The 12646-nt window shown below is 57.7% G+C and carries 13 protein-coding genes; 2 read left to right on the top strand and 11 right to left on the bottom strand.

Going from position 1 to position 12646, the window contains the following annotated elements; translation table 11 throughout:
* Together TH3_RS02575 and TH3_RS02580 are read left to right on the top strand one after the other, a co-directional pair.
* Positions 1-1362 carry an amidase gene (locus tag TH3_RS02575; protein WP_007088955.1) on the top strand — a complete coding sequence of 454 codons (1362 nt, stop codon included), beginning with the start codon at positions 1-3 and terminating at the stop codon, positions 1360-1362.
* Positions 1359-1544, top strand: coding sequence for a hypothetical protein (locus TH3_RS02580; RefSeq protein ID WP_007088954.1), 186 nt, complete (start codon positions 1359-1361; stop codon positions 1542-1544). Before TH3_RS02575 ends, TH3_RS02580 begins: the two co-directional genes overlap by 4 nt.
* Positions 1545-1611: 67 nt before the next feature.
* Here the strand turns inward: TH3_RS02580 and TH3_RS02585 are convergent, their stop codons facing one another.
* The 11 genes from TH3_RS02585 to TH3_RS02635 form a co-directional block, all read right to left on the bottom strand.
* The gene (locus tag TH3_RS02585) at positions 1612-2799 is read right to left on the bottom strand and encodes a sulfotransferase family protein (RefSeq protein ID WP_007088953.1); all 1188 of its coding nucleotides are present in this window, start codon (positions 2797-2799) and stop codon (positions 1612-1614) included.
* Positions 2796-3539 (bottom strand): hypothetical protein, encoded by a 744-nt coding sequence (locus tag TH3_RS02590; protein ID WP_007088952.1) that lies wholly within the window; start codon positions 3537-3539, stop codon positions 2796-2798. The genes TH3_RS02585 and TH3_RS02590 overlap by 4 nt, the downstream gene beginning before the upstream one ends.
* 28 nt (positions 3540-3567) lie before the next feature.
* A complete protein-coding gene (locus TH3_RS02595) occupies positions 3568-3846 on the bottom strand; it encodes a hypothetical protein (protein WP_007088951.1) in 279 nt (92 codons plus the stop codon).
* Positions 3843-5240 (bottom strand): arylsulfotransferase family protein, encoded by a 1398-nt coding sequence (locus tag TH3_RS02600; protein WP_007088950.1) that lies wholly within the window; start codon positions 5238-5240, stop codon positions 3843-3845. Before TH3_RS02600 ends, TH3_RS02595 begins: the two co-directional genes overlap by 4 nt.
* A gap of 160 nt (positions 5241-5400) precedes the next feature.
* The gene (locus TH3_RS02605) at positions 5401-6852 is read right to left on the bottom strand and encodes an MORN repeat-containing protein (protein ID WP_139328114.1); all 1452 of its coding nucleotides are present in this window, start codon (positions 6850-6852) and stop codon (positions 5401-5403) included.
* Between the two features lie 123 nt (positions 6853-6975).
* Positions 6976-7467, bottom strand: a complete 492-nt coding sequence (locus TH3_RS02610; protein WP_007088948.1) for an Lrp/AsnC family transcriptional regulator — start codon at positions 7465-7467, stop codon at positions 6976-6978.
* Positions 7464-8468, bottom strand: a complete 1005-nt coding sequence (gene doeB, locus TH3_RS02615) for a N(2)-acetyl-L-2,4-diaminobutanoate deacetylase DoeB (RefSeq protein ID WP_007088947.1) — start codon at positions 8466-8468, stop codon at positions 7464-7466. The genes TH3_RS02610 and doeB overlap by 4 nt, the downstream gene beginning before the upstream one ends.
* A 107-nt stretch (positions 8469-8575) precedes the next feature.
* Positions 8576-9757 carry an ectoine hydrolase DoeA gene (gene doeA, locus TH3_RS02620; protein WP_007088946.1) on the bottom strand — a complete coding sequence of 394 codons (1182 nt, stop codon included), beginning with the start codon at positions 9755-9757 and terminating at the stop codon, positions 8576-8578.
* 58 nt (positions 9758-9815) lie between these two features.
* The gene (gene eutC / locus TH3_RS02625) at positions 9816-10808 is read right to left on the bottom strand and encodes an ectoine utilization protein EutC (RefSeq protein ID WP_007088945.1); all 993 of its coding nucleotides are present in this window, start codon (positions 10806-10808) and stop codon (positions 9816-9818) included.
* 5 nt (positions 10809-10813) lie between these two features.
* A complete protein-coding gene (gene eutB / locus TH3_RS02630) occupies positions 10814-11803 on the bottom strand; it encodes a hydroxyectoine utilization dehydratase EutB (protein WP_007088944.1) in 990 nt (329 codons plus the stop codon).
* 10 nt (positions 11804-11813) lie between these two features.
* Complete coding sequence (locus TH3_RS02635; protein WP_007088943.1) at positions 11814-12596, bottom strand: maleate cis-trans isomerase family protein; 783 nt, start codon at positions 12594-12596, stop codon at positions 11814-11816.
* Positions 12597-12646 lie beyond the last annotated feature (50 nt).

The following is a 12646-nucleotide window of genomic DNA, read 5'->3' on the forward strand; positions in this document are numbered from 1 at the left end:
ATGACCCTTAATCCGTTGCTTAATCTTGATGTTGTTGAATTGCGCGACCGTCTGGCAAGTGGGGCGGTGCGCGCCGTGGAATATGCCGAAGCCTGCCTTGAGCGGATTGCGGCCCTTGAACCTGAAATTCAGGCATGGGCCTATCTGGATGGTGATTACGTGATGGCGCAGGCCCGTGCACTTGATGCGCGCCGCCAGTCTGGCATGCCCATCGGGCCGTTGCATGGGCTGCCGGTCGGGTTGAAGGATGTGATTGATACCGCCCGGATGCCGACCGAAAACGGTACCCCGCTTGATGCCGGGCGGGTGCCGACCGAGGATGCGGTGCTTGTCGAACGGCTGCGTGCGGCGGGTGCGATTATCATGGGGAAAACCGTTTCGACCGAAATGGCCTTCATGTGCCCGTCGAAAACCCGAAATCCGCACAACACATCCCATACACCGGGGGGATCATCGGCCGGATCGGCGGCGGCGGTGGCCGCGGCGATGGTGCCGCTTGCCGTGGGGACGCAAACCGGCGGGTCGGTGATCCGACCAGCATCCTTTTGCGGGGTGGTCGGGTTAAAGCCGACCTTTGGCGCGATTGCCCGCACGGGGGTTCTGACCCAGTCGCCGACACTTGATACCATTGGTGTTTTTGCCCGGTCGGTTGAAGGGGCGGCATTGATTGCCGAAATCCTGTTTGGTCATGATGCCCGTGACCCCGCGACCATGCCGCAGCCGGTGCCAAGGTTGCTTCAAACGGCCCGGACCGAGCCGCTGGTGACGCCGACACTGGCTTTTGTTCGTCCGCCGCAATTTGACACCGTGGCCGACGACGATACCGTGATGGCGTTTCGCGAATTGACCAGTGCGCTTGGCGAACAGTGTTTCGAAGCCCCGTTGCCCAAGGCATTTGATGATGCGGCGGATTTGCGCGCCAAGATCAATTTTGCCGAAATGGCGAAATGTTATTACAGCTATGAAAAGCGCGGGCGCGATCAATTGTCCCCGCAGATGACAGAGGCGCTTGATGCCGGGAACAGGGTAACGGCGCGGGATTATCTTGCGGCACTTGATTGGCGCGATCTTTACAATGTTGCGCTTGATGAAGTGTTCCAGCGTTGCGATGCGATCATTACCCCGGCAGCGCCGGGGCCAGCGCCCGGAAACCTTGATACGACGGGAAATGCCATTTTCAACGGTCTTTGGACGTTGTGCGGCACGCCTGCGATTACGCTGCCGTTGCTTTGGGCGGAAAACGGATTGCCGATGGGCGTGCAGCTTGTCGGGCGGCGCGGCGATGATGCGCGGTTGCTTCGAACGGCGCGCTGGCTTGTTGAATTTTTGTCGAATTCTGAAAATGAAGGAGCATCGTCATGACCACGTCACGTCTTGATCAGGCAATGGCGATCCTGGCCTTTATCGTGTTTGCCGGTTTTCTTGGCATTCTGTTTGGCTATGTCACGCGCTGGGACCTTGGCATTATGGTCGGGATTACGCTGGCGCTTTGTGGCTGGGATTTCTGGCATATGGGCACAGGGCGCAAAAGCGACCATCACTGATCGCTTTTGCCAGATATCGGATATCGGATATCGATTGATTCAGGACGCGCCGGGGATTTGAAAATCCCTAGGCGCGTTTTGTTTTTGCGACACCTGCACCGTCCTGCTGTGTGCCGTCATAGCCGAAACGGGCCGCGGCAATTGCGGTGACATCGCGGATCAGATCAATTTCATCATCGCTGAATTTCGGGCGGTAATAGGTCGGCGCGTGAATGGTCGGGGCGACTTCATTGATGATCGGTTCGGCGTCGGGCAGATCAACATGGTCAAACAGGCGGCGCAACTGATTTGCCGGGTCGGCGACGAAATCCTCGTACCGGACCACCAGTGTTGCATCTTTAAGGGCCTTGTTCACGGTCATGCGATCGGCAATGTAATGGTGCAGGTCGGTCCAGTAATGGGCCCAGCCGGCAACTTCTTCGCCGTCTTTCCAGTGTTTCATGATCTGTCGGGTGGCATGCAGATCGCCGGTATTGATCGGACGACGATCAAGGCCGAACTCGTAATGGCCGACACGCTGCATATGGGCAATCGCACGCGGGTTATCCTGTTCGCCCTTGCAGAACAGGTCGTGCTGCTTGGCAAGGGATGCGATATGCCATAACGGGTCACGCACCGGCAGAACGAACCGGGCATCGGGGAAGATCGAGAGCAGATATTCCATCCGGGTGACCAGATAATTCGCCTTGGAGATATAACGTTTGCCACCGCGAATATGGATCAGTTTGCGGATGTGATCGCGATAGAATTTCTCGAACGCCGGGTTGCTGATCTGACCGTCAAGGACGTTGCTTTCATTGACGTCATGCAGGTGGCGGAAAAACGCCATCCAGATCATTTCCTCGAACGCTTCGGGGCTTTCGGGCGTGATGTTGATGCCGTCCGCATGGGTGCGTTCAACCGCGACTTCCTTGCCCTTGGGGGCAAGATCGACAAACTTGTTCCAAAGATAGGGCGTGAAAACCGGCGGATAGTCGCGGTAACGATGGGTTGCGGCATCCTGATGGCGGGCGAGCGTTTCCAGAAGGATCGTGCTGCCGGATCGGGCGAGCCCTGCGACAAAGACCGGCTTTTCTATTTGGACATCTTCAATCGCATCACTGGCAAGTTTCGTTTCGAAATTGCCAAGTCTGATCCATTGCATCGGATGGCGGGCAATCAGGCCGCTTAGCCAGTTATCCCAGCCCGATACATGGAAGGCTGCGCCATTAGACGCGGGTGTGGTTGATTTTTCGGATGTCGTTTGGCCCGTCATTCGATGCGAAATCCTTTTTTGATCGCCAGCGACCCCAATATGAGGGCAAGGAAGAAAGTCAGTTCCCAGCCACGCGCCCAGTCGGGGCCGGCGCTGATGATGTGTTGGGTTGGCAATTCGAAACGAAGCTGTGTTACCGGGCTGTCGTCGGGCAGATAGCCCGCCGGGTTGCCGATGATGAAATTCCACCACTGTTTTTGATGGATCACGGGAATGGCGGCGGCCGGTGCCACCAGATAGGTTTCGCCGTCATTGGCACCGGGCACCTGAACGACGGGGCAGGCACCGTCTTCCAATCCGGTCGGATTGATGCCGACCTGTTCGATGGTGGCATTTTCCGGCTGGGTGGTGATCGAAACCTGCTGTCCGGGGGGCGGGCAGCTATACCCATATTGCCCGTCCAGCCAGACAATCAGGGCAAGGGCCGGCAGGGATGCGACAACCGCCGGGCCGATGACAAAACCGACCAGTTTGAGGGATTGGGCCAACTGCGCCTTGGCCAGCTTCATGCCTTCGGCAAAGTCTTCGCCGTCGTCTTCGGCCATGGCCTGACGGGCTTCTTTCAGCCGTTCCTTGATCGCCTTGATGCGGGTTTGCGGTGACAGCCATTTATAGAGCAGCATCGATATCACGGCACAGATCAACGCCCAGATCAGGACGCGACCAAACGGCCCGACGGCATTTGCCATCAGGGTATCAAGCGCACCAAAGGCGGGGGCGGGCCAATCGAGTATTCCCATGCTTTATTCTTTCCGTCGCTGTTCCCGATCAGGCTTTGGGCTGATGGGATGCACTGGAAGATGCCGAATGCGTGGTGCTGGCGGTGTTTTGCTGCGCGCGTTTGCGTTTGCGCATCATCTTGCGGATCGGCCACAGCAGGACAAAGCCGACCGCGACAAATACGGCGGCCAGAACAGCCCACAAGGCGGACAGCAAGCTAAGCCCGGCACCCGGCCCGACATAGGCCTGTGCGGGAAGGGCGGTCAGAAGGGTGGCCGCGGCAATCGTGGCGGTGCCGATCGAAAGCAGTTTCATGTTCTGTTTCATTGGATGTCTCCATTCGTGGAGGTCGGGGTGAAGTCGGTATCGCGATAAAGGGTCGCGCGTTCATCGCTGATGCGCTCAGACTGCGACACGACGGGGATCAGTTTTTGGCCGGGGTTATCGGGATCATCGCGGCGGATCGGGTTGTGGTATTCCCAGACGATCTCGCCTTCCGGGGTGACTTCGAGCAGTCGTCCGCCGCTTGATTCGGTAATCAGGGTATTGCCATTGGCAAGGCGTTGCTGATCAGCGCGGATGTTGCTGTCGAATTTCTGTTCGGCTGTGCCCTTGTATTCCCAGGTGATGCCGTTGGTTTCCGGATCGATTTGCAGGATGCGCGATTGTCCGGCTTCCGGATCGGCAAGCTGTCCCTGATTGTCAAACAGCAGGATATCGCCGTTTGGCAGGACATCCGGGTCATGCTGCCCAAGCCACGGGCCGCGTGTTGCCCAGACGACTTTTTCCGCATCCATATCAAGCACGGCAATGATGCCAAGATCACGGAAGGACAGAACAACATCGCCCGCCTTGCCCTTGGCAAAGTTTTGCGCGGTTTCTTCGGTAATCAACTGGATCGTGTTGGTGTGCAGCACATCCTCGTTCGAGAAATAGGGCGCGAAATCGACCATGTTGGCGTAGCTTGAATTGATCAGCGCATCGAGGATCGAGACACGTTTGATTTCCTTGCCTTCGGGTGACAGGATCACCGCGAAATCGTCCAGACGTGGCGGGGTGAGCTGTTTGCGGTTGGCATATGTGTTAAAGCGGAATTCCTGTGTCAGGGCATAAATCCGGCCATCGGGCGCAATCGAAAAATCGTGATGCGCGGTCCCCAGATATTTCCAGACCGGTTTGGAGTTGCGGTCGATCTTGGCCATGCCATAGCCATAGGGCGTATCGCCCGCCGCGGTATATTGCACGATCAGGTCGCCATCAGGTGCCATTTTGGCCGTGTGCCAATGCATGAAATCGTCTTTTTGCGGGTTGGGGATCGGCGATGTTTCATCGTGGATTTCGCTAAACGGCATGCGCCATTCATGGACGATGTTACCACCCATATCGATCAGAACGGCATGCGGCCCGTCCCCCGATGAATACAGGGTCAGACCTTTCTGGGTCTTGTCGGCTTTATTGATCGTGACACCGGTTTCTTCGGTGCGGGCCGGGGACCAGAAATCAAGCCGTTCGACGCTGCTGTATTTGGTGCGCTGTTCCCATAATGCCGTGCCCGCGCGCCAGGCATTTTTCATCGACTGATAGGGCGGGACTTCGGCCAGTATGACAAACGCACCGATGCCAAAGCTGATCGCGGCGATGCCGGTCATGAAAGCAGCAAAAAAGATTTTATCGCCGCGGTTGTTTTCCGCAGACTCACTGGTTTTTTCAGGTGCAGACACGCAACAATCTCCTTGTCATCTGACAAAAATGTTACGTGTGCCTGTGGGCAAATTTGCGGCCAATATCAAGGGGATTGGGGCGGTTTGGCCGCTTTTCGCCTTTGTTTCGCCCAAGAGTTTAATTGCAGGTAGGGATGTTTTCGGCGGTTTGTTCGTTTGATTACTGCCGGTATTCGACCCCGTCCATCACCAGAAGATTACCGTCAAACCGGCATGGTACGGTGCCCGACGGTACACTCATGCGTTGCAGGACCTGCCCGGTTGCCGCATCGCTATAGGTGCCGTTGCCATAGGTGACCGAAATGCTGTCGGGCGTGGTGACATAGGTGAAACCGATCTCGAACCGGTATTTTTGCGCACTGCCATAGGTGTAACTGACGAAATTACCACTCCCTTGGCCTGGGGAGTCGAGTTGAAGGGTGGAATTGCCGGTATTGTCGCGGAATGTGCCGCTGGCATTGCGGCAGCCGCCTTGGGCCGCGACCTGCTGTTGGGTGGCTTCGGTTGCGGCTTTTTGTGCGGCGGCTTCGGCGGCTTTTGCGGCAAGTTGGCGATCACGTTCGATCAGGGTGGCCAGTTCGTCCGGCCCCGAAAGTTTTTCGCCGCCATAATAATAGCATTCACCGGCCGGGACGGTTTCCCCGCCGCAGACGAATTCGCCGGTCTGGTTTGGAAATGCCAATCCTTCGGGCAGTTCCATCCAGCCGCCTTCCCACCAGGTCAGGCGCCCCTGACCAGAAGGCTTGCGTTCGCGCACCGGTCCCTGCCAGACATTGCCGTCCGCCATGCGCAATTCACCTTCAAGCGGGTCAAACACGCGATAGGTACCGGTAAAGCTTGTGCCATCGGGCCATTTGGTCGTGCTGCCCGGTTCGATCTGGTGGCTGTCGCTTAGATAGTCGCCGTCCACCACGCGGCCATCGGCATATTCGATGTCGCCGGTGATTTTGTCGCCGGTAATGTCGGCATTGTCGATTTCGGCAAAGGGCTGCCCGTTGCGGGTGATTTCGACCGTGCCGGTGCCGACCGGATTGCCGTTATTTTTCGGGCCGGTATATTCCGCCTGGTATCCGTCATCGGTAAAAAGGGTTTCCGGGCCATAGGTGGTGCTGATCGGTATGCGCCATATCGTGGTGTCGATATTCGGATCAATCCGGGCGGGATCGGGTTCGCGGCTGATTTTGACGTCTTCGGAAAACAGACCGTAATCGGCATAAACCACCGTCACTTCGCCGGGGAGTACATCGACCCAGCTTTCCGATTTCAGTTCACCCAGCCGATAGACCCTGACCTGATAGCTGTCGGGCCACAGGGTGTATTCCTTCATCTGTCCGGCGGAAAGCTGTTCGGTGGTGAAGGGTTTGAAACCCTTGTTGCGCGCCGCCTTTACGATCTGCATCTGCCAGCCGTAATAGGCCCCGTTGCCCGACGGGTTGATCCGAAAGGCGATGCTGCCGGGATCGGAAACATTGGCCGGGGCAAGGGGTGTTTGCGACGGGACGGGCGAGGGTGCCGGGGCGGATGGGGATGGGGTGACCGTCTGGCAGGCGGCAAGGCCGATAGCCAAAATGCCGACGGTCATGGTCCTGATCATCGTAACGCCCGGTTTCATCACCCATCCCCCATAGGCCATCTGATAAAACCGATTTCGCCACAAGTTTGGCAGGTTGGGAAGCGTTTAAATTCAGGGGATAGGGTGTTTCGCCCGTCAATGTTGGGTATTGGGTGTTAGGTGTTATTTTCGCCCCCCGGGATCCAGAAGGGCGTCAATTGGCGGGACCGGTGTTACCTTGACCTTTTTGGTGACGATATAGGTGAAATAACGGTCAATGCCGATCCCCGCGATCAGAAGCCCGTCGATCAGACGCTGATAGGCATCGACATCACGACACAGCACCTTGAGCATGTAATCCACCCCGCCGCCAAGGGCGTAGCATTCGACGATTTCCGGGATATCCTGAACCGCCTTTTCGAAAATCGCGAAATCCTCGTGCTGGTGATGGCGCAATGTTACCTCGGTCATCACAAGGGTCGGCTTGACCAGCATTTCAAGATTGATATGGGCGTGATAGCCCGAAATCACGCCAAGGTCTTCGAGGCGTTTGAGCCGTTCCCAGCACGGGCTTGGCGAGAGGTTCACCGCCTCGGCCAGTTTGACCTTGGTGATGCGCCCCTCGCGTTGCAGCGTGAGCAGGATTTTCAGATCCTGATCATCCAGCCTGATCATTTCCCGACCACCTCGGCAATGACAGCAAGACAATCCCCGGTCTTGATCAGGCCGGGGAAATGGCGACAGGCGACGATGCCGTCGCGCGGTGCCTTGTATTCGGTTGGCACCCCGCCGGTCCGGTTGGCATCGTAAACGCGCGCAATCAGATCACCGCGCAAAACCGTTTCACCCAGATCGACGCAGGGTTCGAACAGGCCGCCTGAAACCGACGCGACAAAGCAATTGCCGTCCGGCATATCAAGCATGACGCTGCCCTCGTCGGGGACGTCCGGTTCACCGGTCAGAATACCGGCATGGATCAGAAGGTTGCGCACCCCGCGATCCGCAATCGCCACCCGTTCGGCGGTGGTCGAGCCGCCGCCGCCCAGTTCGGTGGTGACGAATGTTTTGCCGGCTTCCTCGACCACGGTGTCAAACATGCCGACCGAATCAAGTTCGAGCATCATCATCGAATAGGGGGCAGCAAAGGCCTTCATCGCGCTTATGCAGCGGGCTTCCTGTTCCTTGTCTTCAAGGACGTGGACGGCAGCAAAGGGAATGAAATCAAGCGTCTTGCCGCCGGAATGCAGATCAAGGACGATGTCGGCTTCGGGCACCAGATGGCGCAGAACATAATCGGCGATTTTCTGTGTTACCGTACCGTCGGCCTTGCCGGGGAAGCTGCGGTTAAGGTTGCCCTTGTCAATCGGGGATGTCCGCGACGCATTGAGGAATGCCGGGAAGTTCATGGCAGGCAGGATGATCACGCGCCCGCGGATTTCGGCGGGCGAGAGTTTCCCGGCCAGTTTGAACAGCGATACCAGTCCTTCGTATTCATCGCCGTGATTGCCGCCGGTCAGAAGGGCGGTCGGCCCATCGCCGTTGCGAATGACCGTAATCGGGATCATCACAGCCCCCCACGCGGAATCGTCACGCGAATAGGGCAGCTTTAAAAAGCCGTGATGAACGCCATCCTGATCGAACGGGATGGTTGGCGTAATCGGGGATTTCTTTGTCATGGCCGTTTCCTTGCATATAGGCAGGATACCGCGACCGTCGGTATCCTGCGTGGCAGTCTTGCACCGGCATTTTATCTGCGGTGCGATTTTGATCGGCGTTGTTTGCGTCAGTTTTTGACGAATAACTGCCTTGGATAACTGGTCAGTGTCTTGCTGCCGGTTTCCGTGATCATCATGCTTTCGGTGATCTCGATCCCCCAGTCATCAAACCAGAGTCCGGGCATGAAATGGAATGTCATGCCGGGTTCAAGGACTGTGCGGTCACCGGGGCGCAGGCTCATGGTGCGTTCGCCCCAGTCTGGCGGGTAGGAAAGCCCGATGGGATAGCCACACCGGCTGTCTTTGTGGATGCCGTATTTTTGCAAGACGCCAAAGAAGGCATTGGCGATGTCTTCGCAGACATTGCCGGGTTTGGCGGCTTCAAGGCCAGCCTGAAGGCCTTCGATCAGGGCACTTTCGGCATCAAGGAAACGCTGTTCAGGTTGGCCCAGATAGACCGTGCGCGACAGCGGCGCATGATAGCGTTTATAGCAACCGGCAATCTCGAAAAATGTTCCGGCATCGCCCGGTATCGGTTTGTCATCCCAGGTCAGATGCGGCGCACCGGCATCGGCACCCGACGGCAGCAGCGGCACAATCGCCGGGTAATCCCCGCCGATCCCGTCAATGCCGACAATCCCCGAACGGTAGATTTCGGCGACCAGTTCGTTTTTCTTCATGCCCGGTTCGACGACTTCGAAAATGCGTTCATGCATGTTTTCGACGATGCGGGCCGCCTGGCGCATATAGAAAATCTCGGTCTCGGACTTTACGGCACGCTGCCAGTTCACCAGTGCCGTGGCATCATGGAACTTTGCATTGGGCAGATGGGCCTGCAATTGGGCGTAACATCTGGCGGAGAAATAGTAGTTATCCATTTCAACACCGATATTGCGCGTGCCCCAGCCGCGATGTTCGATCACCTCGGACAGGTAATCCATCGGGTGATGGGTGGTCGATTGCACATAGTAATCGGCATAGGGGATGATGCGGTCATGGGTCATATAGACCGTGCGCTTTGCCCCGTTTGCATCCTGTGATCGCCCGAACCAGATCGGGTCGTCCTCTATCGGGACAAGCACGCATTGGTGAACATAAAACGACCAGCCGTCATAGCCGGTCAGCCAGGCCATGTTTGATGGGTCGGTCACGATCAGAAGATCGAGCCCCTTTTCCACCATGGCTTTTTTTGTTTTTTCCAGACGCTCGGCATATTCCTCGCGCGTGAAATTCAGTTCAACCTGGCTCATTGCAGGCCTCCAAAAAAGGCGGGGTTTCAGTTTTTCCTGACCCTGTTTCCTTTTGTTATTACGACGTGATCTCGGTCCCGGCCTTGGCTGCATCGCAGCGGGCGCGGGCGAGGGTGGCGATTGCGGTGTCCTGGACACCCGTACCGGTCAGATCGGCAACCGTGATCGCATCGTCGGAAGCACGTCCCGACGCCGATCCGGCAATAATCTGACCCAGTTCTGGAAATGTGTGGTCGGCCTTGATGATCCGGGCATCAATGGCGTGATGCAGTTCACCCAGAATCCGGCATTGCGAAAGGCTGTCGCACACATAAAGGTCTGCCCGGCCGATCAATGCCGGGTCGATTTCGTTTTTATGTTCCGCATCCGACCCCATGGCGGTGATATGGGTGCCGGGTTTGACCCAGTCCGATAAAAGGACGGGTTCACGTGCGGGGGTGGTGGTGACGATGATATCAGCATCCTGTGCCGCGGCCCGGCCATCGGGCGTTGCGGTTACGGACAGGCCAAGTTCGCTGGCGCAGGCGGCGGCACAGATTTCGGCCTTGGCCATATCGCGTGCCCAGATGGTGGCCGATGTGATGCCACGCACCAGTTTAAGCGCCTGAAGCTGCAATTTCGCCTGCACACCGGCCCCGAAGATCGCGGCATGTTTTGCATCCTTGCGCGCCAGATGTTTGGCGGCAACGCCCCCGGCGGCAGCGGTGCGGATATCGGTCAGATAACCATTATCGAGCATCACGGCTTCGAGCAGGCCGGTTTTGGCTGAAAACAGGTTCATCAACCCGTTGACCGACGGCAGGCCAAGCTTGGGATTGTCAAAGAAGCCGGGGCTGATTTTGATGGCGAAACTGTCCAGTCCGGGGACATAGGCGGTTTTGACATCGACCTCGCCATTGTGATCGTCGATATCAAGCCGAAGGATCGGCGGCATCCGGACATCCTTGGTCGCCAGTGCCAGAAAGGCATTTTCGATACAGGCAATCGCATCGGTATCAAGGGTGATCACGTTGCGAAGGTCGGCTTCGGTCAGAATTCTGATGTTGGGCATATCGGTTACTCCGCCATCAGGTCGACGTCTTCGCCGCCGACAATACGTTTATGCAAATCCATGTCGATATTGCAGCCGGTGGACAGAACCACCGTGGTGCCGGGATTGTCGATCAATCCGGCGCGAAGGGCCGCGATGCCAACGGCGGCGGCCCCTTCGATGACCTGCTGGTCATCGTGATAGGCGGCGCGGATGCCGTCCGCGATCTGGGTTTCATTCACCAGAACAAAGTCATCGGTCAGATCGGCACACATATCGAAGGTGTATTGGTTGTTTTGCCCGATACCGCCGCCGAGGCTGTCGGCCAGTGTCGGCAGTTCCTTAACCGCGGTCGGTTTGCCTTCCTGCAGGCTTGTGATCATGGCACAGCCGCGTTCCATCGAAATGCCGACAACCCGGATGGCCGGATTGATCGACTTCGCCGCCAGTGCCACACCTGCCAGAAGCCCGCCGCCCGATAGCGGCACCAGAAGCGTGTCGGTTTCCGGAAGCTGTTCAAGGATTTCAAGGCCAAGGGTTCCCTGACCGGCGATGATATCGGCATGGTCAAAGGGCGGCAGCATGGTCATGCCGTTTTCCGCAACCAGACGATCCACTTCCTTTTGGGCCTCGTCCTGAGAGGCGCCGGAAATGCAAATTTCGGCCCCCTGGGCGCGGATGCCTTCGACCTTGTTTTTCGGGACCAGTTCGGACATGCAGATCACGGCGCGAACCCCGGCATTGCGCGCCGCATTGGCAAGAGCGCGGCCATAATTGCCGGTTGATACCCCGACCACGCCCTTTTCCTTTTGTTCGGGCGAGAGTTTCAGAACGGCGTTTGCCGCCCCGCGCAGCTTGAAGCTGCCGGTATATTGCTGGTGTTCGCATTTCAGCCACACGGGCGATCCGATCCGCTCAGACAGGCTGGCGGACGGACGCAGTGGTGTATGGATCACGTGTCCCGCAATGGTTTTGCGGGCAGAAAGCACATCACCAAGTGTGATGGGTTCTTTCATGGCGACCTCGTTACGATTTGTGTGGGGCGTGGTCAAACAGGGTTCCGAACCCTGTGACCGGTTTGTCGTATTTCATCAGATTCAGGGCGTGCCAGATCATGGCCTGATTGCTGGTAATTACCGGCTTGCCCAAAAGCTTTTCCGCACGTTCGGCAATCTCGGCGGAGCGGATGGCCGTGCAGGAAATGAACACGGCATCGGCATCCGGGCTGTTGGCCTGTAATGCCGCAGCCAACAGGGCATCGGGCGGGATTGCCGTCATATCAATATCGTTTTCAAGCCCGAAACCCAGCAGCCGGGTCACATCGAAACCGCGCACGATCAGCTGTTCGGCAACGGAACGGGTGACATCAAGAACATAGGGGGCGACCACGGCGATTTTTTGCGCACCGATTGTTCGCAATGCGACATCGGCCGCCAGCAACGGATTGGTCACCGCCGTACCGGGCATGCCCATGTTGATCAGGGCTTCGATCCGGTCCGATCCATTCACCGCCGTCCCCGATGTGCAGCCGAAAATGGCAACATCCACACCATATCCCGGTAGCAGGGTGCGGGCGGCACGCGGCAGATCGTCGGCCATGCTGCGCAGGGTGTCGACCGTGATGGGATTGGCATTTTCAATGCGGGTGGTGAACAGGCCAACATCATGGGGAATGATGCGGCGCAGGTCATCCTCGCCGTTGAAATCGGTGGCAAGCGTGATCAATCCGATCCGCCCGGCCGGGGCAACCGGATCGGGCAAATAGGACAGGTCTACCGGCTCTGGCGTGACCGCGGGGGCAACGGACATCGTCCTGAACTCCTTGATGGGGCGGGGCAATGAATGCCCGCACCCCGGTT

It is taken from the genome of Thalassospira xiamenensis M-5 = DSM 17429 (assembly GCF_000300235.2).
Classification (GTDB): Bacteria; Pseudomonadota; Alphaproteobacteria; order Rhodospirillales; family Thalassospiraceae; genus Thalassospira; species Thalassospira xiamenensis.